The organism is Patescibacteria group bacterium, from assembly GCA_004297735.1.
Lineage (GTDB): Bacteria > Patescibacteriota > Saccharimonadia > UBA4664 > SCTI01 > SCTI01.
This window is the reverse complement of the sequence record SCTI01000001.1, coordinates 257,891-273,427: the sequence shown is the minus strand read 5'-3', so window position 1 is coordinate 273,427 and position 15,537 is coordinate 257,891. Positions and strand designations below refer to the sequence as shown.

9 protein-coding genes are annotated in these 15,537 nt (G+C 52.6%); 5 read left to right on the top strand and 4 right to left on the bottom strand.

Annotation, left to right across the window (positions count from 1 at the left end):
- The first annotated feature begins 73 nt into the window (after positions 1 to 73).
- From EPO04_01610 to EPO04_01590, 5 genes are read left to right on the top strand one after another with little or no spacing between them, the layout of a single operon-like run.
- Positions 74 to 1,816, top strand: a complete 1,743-nt coding sequence (locus tag EPO04_01610; protein TAK89782.1) for a penicillin-binding protein 2 — start codon at positions 74 to 76, stop codon at positions 1,814 to 1,816.
- Between the two features lie 47 nt (positions 1,817 to 1,863).
- Positions 1,864 to 2,907 carry a phospho-N-acetylmuramoyl-pentapeptide-transferase gene (mraY, locus tag EPO04_01605; GenBank protein ID TAK89781.1) on the top strand — a complete coding sequence of 348 codons (1,044 nt, stop codon included), beginning with the start codon at positions 1,864 to 1,866 and terminating at the stop codon, positions 2,905 to 2,907.
- Positions 2,904 to 4,112, top strand: coding sequence for a putative lipid II flippase FtsW (gene ftsW / locus EPO04_01600; protein ID TAK89780.1), 1,209 nt, complete (start codon positions 2,904 to 2,906; stop codon positions 4,110 to 4,112). The genes mraY and ftsW overlap by 4 nt, the downstream gene beginning before the upstream one ends.
- A complete protein-coding gene (locus EPO04_01595; GenBank protein ID TAK89779.1) occupies positions 4,012 to 5,172 on the top strand; it encodes a UDP-N-acetylglucosamine--N-acetylmuramyl-(pentapeptide) pyrophosphoryl-undecaprenol N-acetylglucosamine transferase in 1,161 nt (386 codons plus the stop codon). Before ftsW ends, EPO04_01595 begins: the two co-directional genes overlap by 101 nt.
- Complete coding sequence (locus EPO04_01590) at positions 5,172 to 6,047, top strand: FtsQ-type POTRA domain-containing protein (GenBank protein TAK89778.1); 876 nt, start codon at positions 5,172 to 5,174, stop codon at positions 6,045 to 6,047. The genes EPO04_01595 and EPO04_01590 overlap by 1 nt, the downstream gene beginning before the upstream one ends.
- 598 nt (positions 6,048 to 6,645) lie before the next feature.
- On the opposite strand, the gene EPO04_01585 is transcribed toward EPO04_01590, so the two are convergent.
- The 4 genes from EPO04_01585 to topA all read right to left on the bottom strand — a co-directional run bounded on the left by EPO04_01585 (position 6,646) and on the right by topA (position 15,393).
- The gene (locus EPO04_01585) at positions 6,646 to 8,343 is read right to left on the bottom strand and encodes a DUF87 domain-containing protein (protein ID TAK89792.1); all 1,698 of its coding nucleotides are present in this window, start codon (positions 8,341 to 8,343) and stop codon (positions 6,646 to 6,648) included.
- Positions 8,344 to 9,462: 1,119 nt separating this feature from the next.
- Complete coding sequence (locus EPO04_01580) at positions 9,463 to 10,488, bottom strand: hypothetical protein (protein TAK89777.1); 1,026 nt, start codon at positions 10,486 to 10,488, stop codon at positions 9,463 to 9,465.
- Positions 10,489 to 10,616: 128 nt separating this feature from the next.
- Positions 10,617 to 12,986: a PBP1A family penicillin-binding protein gene (locus EPO04_01575; protein ID TAK89776.1), complete on the bottom strand. Its 2,370-nt coding sequence runs from the start codon at positions 12,984 to 12,986 to the stop codon at positions 10,617 to 10,619.
- Positions 12,987 to 13,089: 103 nt separating this feature from the next.
- Positions 13,090 to 15,393 carry a type I DNA topoisomerase gene (gene topA, locus EPO04_01570; protein ID TAK89775.1) on the bottom strand — a complete coding sequence of 768 codons (2,304 nt, stop codon included), beginning with the start codon at positions 15,391 to 15,393 and terminating at the stop codon, positions 13,090 to 13,092.
- Between the last annotated feature and the right edge of the window lie 144 nt (positions 15,394 to 15,537).

Here is a 15,537-nt window from a genome sequence, read left to right as displayed (position 1 = left end):
TCAAAAGTCGGGTACCGTTCAAAAAATGGTGGCATCGTCACAGGTTAGCTACGCCAAATAATCTCAGTTAAGGTTGATCGTTTTGATAGAGCTTACTACCAGCCAGCGTTTTCAGATTTTACAGTATGTCCTATTAGCACTGGCGGTGCTGGTTGGTGTGCGCTTAGCGTACTTACAAATCTTTCGCCATGATCATTACACCGCACTAGCAACCAGCGAGCATCAGCGCAAATATGAGGTCCCAGCGCCGCGTGGGCAGATCTATCTGCGCGATGGCGAAACCAAGGTTCCACTCGCTCTTAACCAAGATCTTAAACTGCTGTATGCCGACCCCAGCTTAATTAAAGACAAGTCGGGTACCGCCAACAAACTGGCCGCGGTAACCGGCGACAATCCCCAGGATTACCTTAAAGCTCTGCAGCAGGGCAAGGAGTATGCAGTCCTTAAAACTCGAGTTACCGAAGAGCTTGCCGCTAAGATTAAGCAACAAAAGTTGCTAGGCATTGGCTTAGTCAGCCAAAGCTACCGCACCTATCCCGAAGGCACCTTAGCTAGCCAACTGCTTGGTTTTGTTAATGGCGAGGGCAAGGGTCAGTACGGCATCGAGGGTTATTTAGACGCTGAGCTGCGCGGTAAACCCGGGCTGCTAAACGCTAAAACCGACACCGCCGGCGTCCCAATCGCGACCAGCGACAACTTGAGTCGGGCTCCTGAAAATGGCACCAACATTACCTTAACCGTGGACCGCAGTATTCAGGCTCAAGCCGAACGCTATATTCAAGACGGGGTTGAGGCGGTGCGAGCCGATTCTGGAAGTGTAATCGTGATGGACCCTAAAACCGGTGCAATTAAAGCGATGGCTAACTTTCCGACCTATGACCCTAACGAGTACACCAAAACCAGCGATTACCAGCGTTTTCAGAACCAGGTCGTCACCAACGCTTTTGAGCCAGGTTCCGGCTTTAAGACCTTTACCATGGCGGCGGGCCTGGACAGCGGCAAGGTGACCCCGGAGACTACCTACAGCGACCCTGGCTGCGTCAAGATGGATAAGTACGAAATATGTAATGCAGACGGTCATAAGGGTGGCCCAAACACCAATATGACGGTGGTGCTACGCGATTCGCTTAATACCGGGGTAATCTTTGTGCTGCAAAGTCTGGGTGGTAACGCGGCAGCCATGACCCCGGCAGCTAAGCAGTTGTTTCATAGCTACATTACCGACCGGTTTCAGTTTGGTAAACGCACCGGGGTAGAGCAGGCCGGTGAGGCCAAGGGCGTCATCAACCCGCCTAGCAGCAACGATGTTAACTACGCCAACATGAGCTTTGGTCAGGGTGAATCAATCACCATGGTTCAAATGGCCGCCGCCATGAGCGCAATTGCTAATCGAGGTACTTACTACCAACCTTACTTGGTGGCAGAGCGACAACGCCCCGACGGCTCAACCGAAAAAACCAAACCCAAGGTAGTTAAGAAAGATGTTATCTCTGATCCGGCGGCCGAAAACCTCACCAAGATGCTCGAAGTGGTGGTTGAGCACGGTTCGGGTTATTTAGCTAAAACTCCAGGCTATCGAATCGCCGGTAAGACCGGTACGGCCCAGGTTCCAAACCCAAAGGGGGCGGGGTACCTCCCAGATGTTAACATTGGTACCTTTACTGGCTTTGCCCCCGCCGAAGACCCTCAGTTTGTGGTCATGGTCAGGATCAACCACCCCCGGGTGCCGGGGTTTGCCGAAAAGACAACCGTACCGGTGTTTAGTAACCTAACGCGCTGGCTGCTGCAGTACTATAAAGTGCCGCCATCAAGTTAGGGCATAACCGTGATTGTAATCTGTAAATATGATAAAGTAGGAAGCACATGTCACTCGATTTTCTGAACCATGCCGAAGTAATTTCGATCACCCGTATCGCCACCGTGGCGTTAGCCGGTTTTGTGGTCTCAATGCTGTTAACTCCCATCTATACCCGGGTGGCTTATAAGTACAAGTGGTGGAAGCAGGTCCGCGACACCACCACTACTGGCGAAAAAGCCCCAATATTTTACAAACTGCACGCCGCCAAGCATAAACGTCACATTCCAACCATGGGTGGGCTGGTAATTATAGCTGCAATCGCCCTGGTAACGGTGGTGTTCAACCTGGACCGTAACCAAACCTATCTGCCTCTTGCTGTCTTAGTAGCAGCTGGTGCGGTTGGCCTCCTTGATGACTGGATCAATATTCGCGGTAGTGGCACCGGGGTGGCCGGTTTGCGCAGCAAGATTAAGTTTAGCTTAATCTTAGCGGTTGCGATCATGGCGGCGCTCTACTTTTACTATGTTTTGGGCTATAACTTGATTCACGTTCCAGGAGTAGGTGACTTTGATATCGCCTGGTTGTACGTGCCTTTACTGGCCTTTGTGATTGTGGCCACCGCCAACGCGGTCAACATTACCGATGGTCTCGATGGCTTGTCGGGAGGGTTGCTGTCGACCGCTTTTGGTGCCTACGCCATCATCGCTTACTTCCAGGGCAGTTACGGAATCGCTGGGTTTTGCGCCACGGTTGTAGGGGTAATGTTGACCTACACTTGGTTTAATATTTTCCCGGCCCGCTTTTTTATGGGAGACTCGGGTTCGTTTGCACTGGGTACGACGCTCGGAGTTGTGGCAGCTCTCACCAACGCGATTTTTATTCTACCGATTATTGGTGGCGTGTTTGTGATTGAGGGCGGCTCTAGCGCTATTCAAATTTTGTCTAAAAAAATTCGCAAAAAGAAAATCTTTTTATCGGCTCCAATCCACCATCACTTTGAGGCGATCGGCTGGCCTGAGACCAAGGTAACCATGCGTTTTTGGGTGATTGGCCAGATTTTAGCAGCGGTCGGGCTAATCCTTGGCTTACTCGGGAACAAGACGCTATGAACCAAGTGCGTGGCCATCGCGGTGACTACGTCTTAGCAATTTCGGCCCTGGTGTTGGCGGCTTTTGGGTTAATTTTGATGTACAACATTAACCCGGCATTAAGTCAGAAGCTGCTAGGGAGAGTTGATAGTGGCTACTACTTTCGTAACCAGCTGATTAATATTGGGGTGGGCCTGGTGGCGCTGTTTGTGGCCATGCACTTTTACTACCAGCGTTGGCGTCAGGTAGCTATTCCGTTGCTGATTGTGGCCATTATTGCAACCTTAATGCTGTTGATACCTAGTTTTAATACCGCTAAAAACGGCGCCACCAGATGGCTTGATCTTGGACCATTTTCGTTTCAGCCGGCGGAACTGCTCAAAATCTCGATGGTTATATACCTGGCGGCTTGGTTTGAGCGCCGCCAGGAGGAGCTCAAGAGCTTTTGGGATGGCGTTTTCCCGTTTATGGTCATGATTGGCTTGGCCAGCTTGGCGATTATGGTGCTGCAGCGTGACATGGGTACGATGATGGTGCTGGCCTTCGCCTCGCTCGGTATGTTTTACGTGGCGGGGATTACTTTACGTCACCTGGCTTTTTTGCTCGCAACCGGCATCACTATCGGCTGGCTGGCCATCGTGTCGTTCCCGCATCGCATGGAGCGCTTTTTGACCTTTTTAAATCCGGCCAAAGACGCCGATGGGGCGGGCTACCACATTAGCCAGGCCTTAATTGCGATTGGAAGCGGTGGCATCTTTGGTCTGGGCCTTGGCAAAAGCGTGCAGGTATACGGTTATCTACCCGAGGCCTCAAACGACTCAATTTTTGCGATTATTGGTGAGCAGTTTGGCTTAATTGGCGGCTTGGTTATTGGGGCGGTGTTCGGCCTGTTAATATACCGCGGGCTTCAGATTGCTCGCTACGCCCCTGATACTTTTAGCCGCCTGGTTGCGACCGGCATCACCTTGTTAATTTTCTTTCAAACCCTTATTAACATCGCCGCCATGCTGTCGCTGGTGCCGTTAACCGGTATTCCATTGCCGTTTATCAGCTACGGCGGGTCAAGCTTGGTGATGATGATGGTAGCGGTTGGAATTCTGTTTAATATTTCTAAGTATACGGTTTATGAAGGAGCAGCCAATGCGGATCGTAGTAGCCGGCGGGGGGACAGCCGGTCATATATCGCCGGTCTTAGCGGTCGTCGACGCCCTCGTCCAGCACGATAGCCAAGTCGATATCCTGTATGTCGGCCAGCGCCACGGTATTGAGGGGCGCATGGCGCGCCAGGCTGGCTTGCGGTTTGCGGGTATTTCAGCCGGTAAGTATCGCCGCAACCCAGGCAGGAGCCTGGCTCAGAACCTGGCCGACCTCCCAGCCACCGCGCTAAATGTTCGTGATGTTGGCTTAACGACCGCTGGTGTCGCGCAGAGTCTGCGCATTCTACGTCGATTCCGTCCAGATGTGGTGTTTGCAAAAGGTGGTTTTGTGGCGCTGCCGGTAGCGGTGGCGGCTAAAATTCTTAGAATTCCGGTGGTTGCCCATGAATCCGATGTCAGTCCTGGTATCGGCAGTAAAATGGTGAGCAAGTGGGCTAAGGTGATGGCGGTGGGCTTCCCGGTTGAGTTATACGGCGACCAGCTGGGGGACCGGCTGCTTTTTACCGGTAACCCAGTCCGCCAAGAGATACTGAGCGGAGACTCTCAAAAGGGCTTGGAGTTGGCTTTTGGTAAGGCCAAGGCCAAAGCCGATCCAGTGTTGCTAGTCGTAGGGGGCAGCCAGGGTGCGCTGCTGATTAACCGAGCTATCCTAGAAGGCCTCAGCGAGCTGACTCAGCGCTACCGCGTTATTCACGTCACCGGTCAACACCACCAGGCAGAGGCCGAGTCTCGCGCGCGAGAGCTTAAGATCCCGACCGGGCGCTACCATGCTTTTGGCTTTGTCGATGCACCAACCCTAGCCAACCTGTACGCCGCTAGCGATCTGGTAATTAGTCGCGCCGGCGCCAACACCATTGCTGAGTTGGCGGCCTTGCGTAAGCCGGTACTACTCATTCCTAACAGTCAAATGGCCGCCCACCAAGTGGTAAATGCCAAACGGTTAGACCGGGCAGGCGCGGTTGAACTGCTCAGCGAGGAGGGCTTGTCCGGCGATAAGCTGCTCAAGACGGTGGCGGCTCTTTTTGATAAGCCTAAACACTTGCAGGATTTAGCGGATAAGCTGGCCACCTTTAATACTCCTGACGCCGCCGAACGTATTGCGCGCGCCCTAAGCGAGGTAGCCGGTTAATGCGCCCCAGTCGACACGTTCGCCGGGCCGGCACGCGGCCGCGTTACACCCGTTCTTCTAGCTACGGGCGAGTTCCGGTTCGACCTAATCGCCGCTCAAATAGCCAACCTGGTATCGGTCTGCCAAGCTTGTCTTTACCGACTCTGCGCCTACCGGTTATTAGGATTGGCTGGCTGGTGTGGCTATTGGTTGGCTTGGTAGCTATAGGGCTACTGGTCGTGGTGGCAAATCTAACCAAGGTCGAATCGATTAAGGTTGAGGGTACCAAGAACTTGAATACGCTGCACGTTCAGCAGCTAACCGAAGAGGGGATAAAGCAACAGTGGTTCGGCCGTAACATACTTTTGGTGCAAACCGGTGGCCTAGCCAGCTATCTTCAGGACAAAGAGCCGGCTATAAAAAGCGCCACGGTTCACCGAGTCAATAATCACACCCTTAATGTTTCGATAACCGAGAGGCAGCCGACCCTAAACTGGCGCTCTGGTAACAGTCTTTATTTGCTTGATAGCGATGGCACCGTAATTGGCCCCAGCCAGGGTGCATATGAGTCGCTACCGACGATCACCGATGGGTCTAGCTTGCCGGTAGAGGAGGGGAAGCGGGTGGTTCCAGCCAGCTTTGTAGGTTTTGCCGCCCAGTTGGCGGCTCAACTACCCGCTAGTGGGGTAGGGGTGGTCGCCATGACCGTTCCCGAAACTACTAGTGAGCTAATGGTTAAAACCGACAAGGGCTACACCATCAAGTTTGATACCACTCGTCCAGTTGCCGGGGAGATTACCGATTTGCAGGTGGTACTTAAGGAGCTGGAGCGCTCCAAGAAGGTCCCCAAAGAGTATATCGACCTGCGTATTAAGAACAAGGCTTACTACAAGTAGAGTAGTCTGGCTCTTCTCTTCTCGCCCTCTCCTCTGTTCGGTTTTTGTATGGTTGAGCATATTAGCTTAAAGCGCCGGCAGATAAAGAAATTTTTTAAGCGTACAAACGCCATAAAATAGGGAGTAGAGAAGAGTAGGGCGATAAAATCAAAAAAGATAATGTCAAACAGTATTAGAACTATGGTAGACACAGCATAAGCGGGTTTATAGCGGGTGTTGTAAATAATGTTAAGGCCTATAACAGGTGTAAGGCTTGGTTTAATACTAATTTTACTTTATTTGCCAGCACTTTTAATACAAACACTCCCTACCTCCGGAGGAAGTTGGCCACGCCACGTTGTGCAATATTAAACTCAATTTGCCATAACCGTTATTGCCAATCTCGGCATTTACAGAGTATTTGGCTCTACCAAGGCATAATATAAAGGTCCACTCATACCGGAATGAATCTAATATGGCTACTACGCAAAATATACATTGTGCGACACAGTCTCATAATTTCATAATACCTCCAACCGCACGCCCCACTCAGCCTTATTGTCTGACTCAGCACTACGTTTAACTTCTACTAAACACTGCCACCCGCTCGGGCTTAGACTTAACTAGCCCGCGTGTGTTGTTCTGAATCGCTGTGATCGCCGCCGGCTTGCTCGTGCAAGTTTGCATGGCGTACGTTGGCAACTCCAGCCGGCTCCCGCCGGCTACCTGAGCTGTGATGACCCTGTCCCCGCTGCTTTGAACCGGCTGAACCCGAGCCGCCGCTGCCGCCTCGATTGCCGCCTCCTGGCCGCCGATTTCCGCCGTCATCCCGTCTTCGCCCATCCCCGGTTCTGGATTGTCCGGGACGATTTGGGTTGCTACGAGCTGGCGGATTCGGGTTTTTTAACCCACCCAAAAAGCCGTTTTCTTTGTTCGGTTTTTGTTCAGGTTCGGGAGTGCTTTGAGCATCACCTGGCTTGTCGATCGAAACACCGCTCCATTCTTCAATCTGCTTCTCTACCTCGGTTCGATGCGAGGCGTAGCGCGATCTGGTTAAATCAACGATACGTTGAGTAATGTCTTGCTCTGGATCCGGGAAACGCAAGGTGGTAGCCGAAAATGGAACCGCCTTTTCGCCATCGATACTCATGCTAATTACAATGTGTTGGTTGTGCAGCTTGACCAGATCGGCAGCCTCAAACATTGGCTCAAAGTTTTTGGCTAAAATGTTGCTGTCTTCTGGTCCGACTCTAAAGCTTACCATCGAGCCAACGTTACCAAACACCGCATCGCGCACCGTTGGTGGCATCTGCGAAACGTACTGGTTGGCAACGGTTAGATTCAACCCGTACTTACGGGCCTCACTTAAAATAACCGCAAAGCTGTCGGTGGCAAAGTTCTGGAACTCATCGACGTACAGGTAAAATGGACGGCGCTCAGCCAACGACACGTTAGCGCGACCCATGGCGGCTAGCTGAATCTTAGTAACCATCATGGCACCCAAAATGGCGGCGTTATCCTCACCAATCTGACCACGGCTTAGGTTTACAATTAAAATCTTGCCTTCGTCCATGATCTTGCGCAGGTCCATGCCCGACTTTGGCTGACCAATAATATTACGGATCAACGGGTTGGCGGTAAAAGCACCCACCTTGTTGAGTACCGGTGCGACCGCCTCGTTGGCAAACTTGTCGTTCCAGCTGGCGAACTCGTTCACCCAGAAGTTTTTAACCACCGGGTCTTGGATCTCGCGAATCACCTTTTTACGGAACTCTTTTTCGGTCAGCATGCGGGTAATGCCAAGCAGGGTTGAATCTGGATAGTCCAGCAGCGCCAGTATGGTGTAGCGCAAGATGTACTCTAACCTGGGCCCCCAGCTATCAAACATTCGCTTGAGTACGCCAATCATTTCGGACGAAATATTGTTCTTCATCATCGGATCGCTAACTTCGAGTGGGTTGAAGGCAATTGGGTAGTCGCGGTCGGTCGGGTTGAAGTAGATCACATCCTGCAGCCGGTGCTCCGGAATAAACTGCAGCATATCGGTAGCGAAGTCGCCGTGCGGGTCAACAATGGCAAAACCCTGATCATGGTAAATATCGGATAGTGTTAGCAGGTTGAGCAGCTTGGACTTACCGGTACCGGTTTGACCAATAATGTACAGGTGCCTTCCCCTATCTTTGCGCTTAATACCAAACTTGCGCTTGGCGCCGCGGAAATTGGTTTGAGCAAACAGGCTGATATCGGCCGACTGGGTGGCGTCAGCGGTTGGCAGGTTAGCCGGCGGCTCACTGGTTTTAACGGTGGTCCAGGCCATGTTGGGTGTTTCCACGCTTTCGTGTGGAAGGTGGTACAAACTGGCAAGTTCTTCAATATTAAGAGTGTAGCCATCGTCGGCAAACAAGCGAGCGCGATACTCAGCCAGACCATCCTCCCCTTCTTGCGTCGATCCGGACTTAAAGCCGTTTAGGTTGAGCGTGTTGAACTGTTTAAAGCCACCCATCAGCGCCTGCATACGGCTGCGAGCCAAAGTGGAGTCGCTCCCCAGGTAAGTGGTACGGATCTTAACCTGGTAGCCAAGCTTGGTAGCCTTTTCCTCTACCGCCTTAATGATTGCCTTCTTACCGGTTGGCACCTCATCATCCTTGCCCTTTTTGTCATCTTTCTTAGGGGCTTCGGGCGGTGCAAACAAGGCGCTAAAAAAGTGAGTGATAACGTAGGCCGGCACTTCAATTAGCTGCTTGCTCAGCTCGCTGCTAAAGGGCTTGGGCTTGCCGCTCTTAACCTCATCGGCATACGCCTTACTCTTATCCTTCCAGTCGTCCTCAATTGGCCGAGCCAATACTTGAATCCACATCTCTTCGCCGGCATGGTCAAGCTTGGACAGCACTGCGGTAATGCCGGCTAGTGGATCGACTTCAAACGATTCAAAGGTCCGAATCGGCATTGCTTCGTTGCCGTTAAGCTTGAGTTCGATGGTGTAAGCGGTGCGGTTACCAACCTCGGTACGAGCGTAGTCCTCTACCCCCTCGACAATGCTGACGCTGGGGTACTGAGCATAAACCTGCCCCTCAATAAAATCTTTTAAGTGTCGTGGAGCCCAGATGTAAAAACAAATCCGGTTGTCTTTAGCGGCAATTTCGAGCCCAATATGCTCCTGCAGGGCTCCTTCTTTTAACAGTTCCGACTTGGGACGTAAAATCCCATGCAGGCTGGCAAAGAGCTGCTCGGCCGACAGCTCTTTCTTGTCGTTGTCTCTTGGTACCTCAATTTGGAGCAGGATGTGCTCGGTTTGAGCCACCCACTGCTCTCGGCGGCGATTTTGCCAGATAAGGTACCCCAAAATAGCAACCACCACCACCCAGCCATACAGCTTGAACATGACAATACCAAACAGCTGAATGATTGAGGCGAGTATACCCTCCAAGGCCGCCCCCTACCTCAACGCGTAGGTGGCTTTCGACACCCGTACAAATTGATCTTTCTCTTGCAGGTTCAGCACGATAGTGGTGCTTTTGACCTTGCGCTTGGCCAGAACTCGCTTAACAATCTCATCCTTGTGTAGTGGCGATTCCTGCTTGAGGATGTCGCTAATAATATCGGCGACGGTGCCGGGCGTATAACCCCATTCCGCTAAGGCGTAAATTCCCCGCCCAACTAGAACAAAACGAGGATCTTTAATTAGCTCGTTGTGCACCGCCTGGACGGTGACATCTCGCTTGCGCTCCCCTAGTTCAGCGATCTGGCTGGCAATATCGGTAAAGTGCAGCGGCTGGCCGTGCTTGCCAAGTACCAGGTAGGTCTTATCGCGAATTGAGCGGGGGTTAACCTGAGGCCAGTGGCTCAATCCCCAGTAGCCATCAAGGTGTGACATTTTTTTAGTTGCCCGTGCCAGATTATGCAGAGTCTGGGGTGGGGTCTCTGGTGACACCTTGGCTTGAATGGCGTCGATTGGCAAAGGTTTACCTTGCTGGTGGAGGTGCTTAACCATTTGGTCGGTTAGAGTGGTTAGTCGGCGTTTGTGGTAGTCGGGCAGTAGCGCCAGCGTGGCAAAGTAGTGGTCGTTTTCGTCAACCAGCTCAATCGATGGGGCCAACGACGCCAAAAAGCTAATATAGGCGCGTTCGGCTGGAGTGTTGGCGCCAACCGCGGCGGCCACCTCATCTAGCAAGGCAATGTGGCCCTGGCCGTGTACGTGATTGCGCAAAACATCGTCAATCTGCTTTAACTCGGCGGAGCTACTTTGGCGCAGCTTAGCGGTGGCGCTTTTTTCGATCTGGCGCACTCGTTCCCTAGTAATACCAAAGTCACTACCAATTGCCTCAAGCGTTTGGCGTTTATCAAGACCCAAGCTGTAGCGTTGCGCCACAATCTGGCGGTCGCGGTCGCTTTTGAGCTCGGCTAAAATCGCCTCGGCTAGGGCGCGGTAATCAAAATCGGTTGGTAAAAGTGTTTTTGGCATTAATAAAGGGTTAATTAACCTGGTATTAGGGTCAGGTGAAGACGTTTTTATCCTCACTATCTTAACAAATTATAAAATATGTGATTTGCGGTGTCAATGCCAAACCAATAACAAAAATTTAACTTAAACTAGCCGCCACCACCCGGAGGAGTTGATCCCGAGCCACCCCCTGCTCCAGGGTCGGTTCCGCCGCCGGTCCCGGGAGTTGTGGTGCCGCCGCCTCCACCGCGACCCGGCTCTTCCGGTTGGCGAGGAGTGGTGGCCAGTTGAGGAGTGGCAGGAGCGGGTGTTGGCGCTGGGGCGCTTGGCTTGCTGGCCGGGGCGCTAGCAGTCGCCTGCAGTACCGGTGTCGGGTTACCCTCGACGGCCCCGGCCGAACCACAAGGCTTGGTTTGTTGGGCCTCAGCTAAAAACACTTCGGTAATCGCATTTGGGTCGTTGGGGCTGGCTAATCCCCCATCGGCGGCACAAACCTTAGCAAAAACCACGCCGGTTGGTACGGCAAAGTCTTTAACCGGGGTGTTTAACGACGCCATTTCCATATACTCATGCCAGATTGGGGCAGCACCATCGATACCGCTAACATTGTTCATGGCCGAGTGATCGTTGTTGCCGACCCACACTGCGGTGACCAAGTTTGGGGTGTAGCCAACCGTCCAGTTGTCGCGAAAATCGTTGGTGGTACCGGTTTTAGCGGCGGCTGGCCGACTTAGCTTGAGCGGTGAGTTTGGTCCAAACTCCTCCTTACGAGCCTCGTTGTCGCTCAGAATGTTGGTTACCATATAGGCAATTCGCGGATCCACCGCTTGAGTCTTTGGAGTGGTGTCGGCCTTGGTGATGTTGCTGCCAAAGCGGTCGTTTACCGACATCACCGCTTGCGGCTCAACGTGCAGGCCTTGGTTGGCAAAGCTAGCGTACACCGCCGCCATGTCGAGTGGTCGTACCTCTGCCCCACCCAGTACCAGGCTCAGCCCGTAACGATTTTGGTCGGTTAAACTAGGCGCTTCAACACCGAGAGAGTGCGCCAAGGTAATGGTGCTATCGATTTGGGCGTGCTTGAGCACCTCGATCGCCGGAATGTTGAGCGAATTAGCCAGCGCCCGCCGTAACAGCACCGGCCCGCGGAACTTGCCATCGTAGTTTTTGGGCTCATACACCTGGCCATTATCTTGGGCTACCCGCATCGGCACATCATTAACCCTGGTGGCGCCATTCCAGCCCTTAGCAAAGGCTGCCGCATATGCAATCGGCTTAAAGCTAGATCCTGGCTGCAGCTGCGCCAGAGTGGTGTTAACGCTGCCGTAGTCCTGATTGTAGTAGTCGATGCTACCAACCATGCTGATCACCTCGCCGGTGGTTGGGTCGAGCGATACCAGCCCGCCGTTACTGGCATTATGGCTGTGTAGCTTGGCAACCTGTTCGCTGACGATTCGCTCAGCCTGAACCTGCTTTTGATAGTCGAGACTGGTTTTAACGGTGATGCCGCCGCGCTCCAGCGTCTCCTGTCCGTATTTTTCGCGCAGTTGGTCAAGCACCCAAAAAACAAAGTGCGGTGCCTTGACCGTAATCTCTCGCGGGTAGGTGGTGATATTCTCTTTTTTAGCAACCGCTAGCTGATCGCTATTGACGTAACCAAGCTCCGACATGCGACTCAGTACATAGTTGCGCCGCTCCATCGCCCCCTCTTTATTGATGGTCGGGTCGTACAGGCTGGGGCTTTGTGGTAATCCGGCTAGCATCGCGCTTTCGGACAGGCTGAGCTGGTTAACCGGTTTGCGAAAGTAGTTGCTAGACGCCGCCTCAACCCCATACGAACCCTGTCCGTAATAAATGGTGTTGAGGTACATCTGCAAAATCTCATCCTTGCTGTAGTGTCGCTCCATGGCAATAGACAGTACCACCTCTTTAAACTTGCGATCAAACGATTTTTCGTTGGTCAGCAGGGTGTTTTTGACCAGTTGCTGGGTGATGGTTGAACCGCCCTGGCCCTTGGCGGTGTGGCGAATGTCATGGTAAGCCGCCCGCGCCATGCCCTTTATTGAAAAGCCATGGTGTGAATAAAACTCGGGATCTTCGGTCGCCAGTGTGGCATCGATTAGCGGCTTTGGCATCTGCTGCAGTCCGATGTTGTGACGCTCAATCGCTCCATAGCCTCTAAATAAAACCTCGCCGTTTCGATCGGTGATGGTGGTTCCGGTGTTTTTAGTGTTAAGAATTACCGTTGGGTTGCTTAGGGTCGCTTGGTACTGGTCTAAAGTTGACTTAGCCGCTACGCCCAAGCCAATGCCAGAGCTGATTACTCCGAGCAGTAGCAGTATTGCGACGGTACGTCGCGCCGCGCGGCCGGTAATCCCATGTATAAACGGTAAGGCAAACAGGTGCCAGCTATCATGTAGCACAGCCCGCGCATCGCTGCGCCGTGCTCCATGATCTAGCTTTCCTGATTTTGCCATACCGGCCCTCGCTGCCTGGTTAATAATAGCGGTTATGCTTTTCATCAAGCCGAAAAACCCGCTGCTAATGCAGCGGAGTTCCCAGATAACCTTCTATTAAAATAATATGAGAAATTGTGCGCTTTTACAAGAGCAAATTTAGACTCAACTAACTCTTGCGAACTCGGCGTCTTGCCTTACGTACCGGTGCCGAGGCCAACAGCTCGGCTGCTTGATCTCGCGTTATTGATTTAGGATCGGTGTCTTTGGGTATCTTGGCGTTCTTTTTGCCGTCGCTAATATAGGGGCCAAAGCGCCCGTTAAGGACCTGGATTTTACCATCGTCAAACTCGGCAATAATGCGGTTGGCGGCCGCGACCCGCTTTTCTTTAATTAGCTCACGGGCGCGGTCAAGCTCAACCTCAAACGGGCTGTCGGGTCGGATTGAGGCGCTGGTGGTGCCAGCTTTAACGTAAGGACCAAATGGGCCAAAGTTGGCCATAATGTCCTCCCCTTCCTCGGTTTGGCCGACCAGCCGCGGCAGACTATAGAGCTTAAGTGCCTGCTCCATGGTAATGTCGCCCAGCTTGGTGCCCTCCGGAATAGGAGCGAACACCGGCTTGGTCTCGTCTTCGGCCTCGCCCATTTGTAGCATGGGGCCGTACTTACCCAGTCGGGCGTAGATTGGTCGATTGGTCTTGGGGTGAGTGCCAATTAGACGAGCCTGACTGGCCTCTTGGCGCGATACCTGTTCGGCCGCCTCAACCGTATCGTGGAACGGTCGGTAAAAGTCGGCAATCATCTTTTGCCACTGCTTGCTGCCAGCTTCAATCTGGTCGAACTCCCCCTCAACCTTGGCGGTAAAGTCGTAATCAACAATCTTGGGGAAGAACTTAATTAAAAAGTCGGTTACCAGGTCTCCTACCGGGGTTGGTATAAGCTTGTTGCGGTCGCCACCGTAGTTTTCGGTTACCTCTTGCTCGGTTACCGCATCATCTTTAAGAATCACCTGGGCAATTTGGCGCTCCTTTGGTTCAATGTCAGCCTTCATGACGTAGCCACGATCTTGAATTGTCGAGATGGTCGGGGCGTAAGTTGAAGGTCGTCCAATCTCCATCTCTTCTAACTTTCGCACCAGACTGGCCTCGGTATAGCGAGCCTTGGGTCGACTAAACTGCTGGCGGGCAACTATTTGAACCAGCGGTAAAATCTGGCCTTTATTAAGCGGTGGCAGCAACGACGACTCTTCTTCTTCGTCATCGCGACCTTCGCTGTAAACTTTTAAAAAGCCATCAAATCTAACTGCCTCGGCCTGGGCGGTAAACAGCTCATCGGTCTTATCTGGGGTAATGCTCGCCACCGTCTTTTCGATCGCCGCATCGGCCATCTGGCTGGCAATTGCGCGCTGCCAAATTAGTTCGTACAGCCGCTGCTGATTGCGCTCGCCATCAACTTGAGACCGGCCAAAATCGGTCGGGCGGATCGCTTCGTGTGCCTCTTGCGCCCCGGCCGACTTGGTCTTATAGGTTCGGCGCTGAGCATACTTTTCGCCATACTCAGACTTAATTGTCGCGGCCGCACCTTCGAGCGCGGTTTGCGACAGATTGACCGAATCGGTTCTCATATAAGTAATGAACCCGGCCTCATACAGTCTTTGCGCCACCGACATGGTTTGGCGCGGTGTAAAACCAAGCTTGCGGCTGGCTTCCTGCTGCAGGGTTGAGGTAATAAACGGCGCTGCCGGGGTGCGCTTACCGGGCTTGGTTTCGAGCGAGCTAACCGCAAACTTGGCGCCAACCAGCGCTTCTAGCACCTTATGAGCCTCCGCCGCATCGGCCAACTTACGGCTTAGCTCGGCCTTAAGTTCGGCACCCTCCACATCAAAAAAGCCTTGAACCTTAAAGCTGTTGCTGGCCTGGTGTTGTTCGATCTCGCGTTCACGCTCAACGATTAGGCGGGCGGCCACCGACTGCACGCGCCCAGCGCTCAAGCCAGGCTTAACCTTTTTCCATAAAACCGGTGACAGCTCATAGCCAACCAAGCGGTCTAGTACTCGCCGCGCCTGCTGCGCATCAACCAGGTGCTCATCGACGCTGCGAGGCTTTGCCATGGCTGCTTCGATACCCGGCTTAGTAATTTCATGAAACACCACTCGCTTGGTTTTTTTAGGGTCGAGCCCAAGCACATGGCAGAGGTGCCACGAAATCGCCTCTCCTTCGCGGTCGGGGTCGCTGGCTAGAATTACCGATGAGGCGCTTTTAACCTGTTTTTTAAGGGCTGTAATTATCTTTTTCTTATCGGCACTGACCTCGTAGGTTGGTTTAAAATTATGCTCAATATCGATCGACATACCCTTTTTGGGCAGATCGCGGACATGACCAAGACTAGCCGCCACCTCATACTCTTTTCCTAGGTATTTTTGGATGGTGCTGGCTTTTGCCGGTGACTCAACTATAACGAGTTGCTTGCTCATACTCGGCCTACTTTATCTTTATGTGCCGAGCGTGTAAAGACCTCAATTCACATCGATCTGGCGATTCATTTATATATAGCGAAAATTATGGAGTTGCGATCGCGCCAAAAACCGAGTATAACCAAACCAACCGTAACAACGGAC

Bases quoted from the DNA above. Each gene is read 5' to 3' on its own strand.
- mraY (TAK89781.1), top strand. From the start codon at position 1,864: ATGTCACTCGATTTTCTGAACCATGCCGAAGTAATTTCGATCACCCGT.
- EPO04_01580 (TAK89777.1), bottom strand. From the start codon at position 10,488: ATGCCAAAAACACTTTTACCAACCGATTTTGATTACCGCGCCCTAGCC.
- topA (TAK89775.1), bottom strand. From the start codon at position 15,393: ATGAGCAAGCAACTCGTTATAGTTGAGTCACCGGCAAAAGCCAGCACC.
- EPO04_01595 (TAK89779.1), top strand. From the start codon at position 4,012: ATGAAGGAGCAGCCAATGCGGATCGTAGTAGCCGGCGGGGGGACAGCC.
- EPO04_01575 (TAK89776.1), bottom strand. From the start codon at position 12,986: ATGAAAAGCATAACCGCTATTATTAACCAGGCAGCGAGGGCCGGTATG.
- EPO04_01585 (TAK89792.1), bottom strand. From the start codon at position 8,343: ATGGCCTGGACCACCGTTAAAACCAGTGAGCCGCCGGCTAACCTGCCA.
- ftsW (TAK89780.1), top strand. From the start codon at position 2,904: ATGAACCAAGTGCGTGGCCATCGCGGTGACTACGTCTTAGCAATTTCG.
- EPO04_01590 (TAK89778.1), top strand. From the start codon at position 5,172: ATGCGCCCCAGTCGACACGTTCGCCGGGCCGGCACGCGGCCGCGTTAC.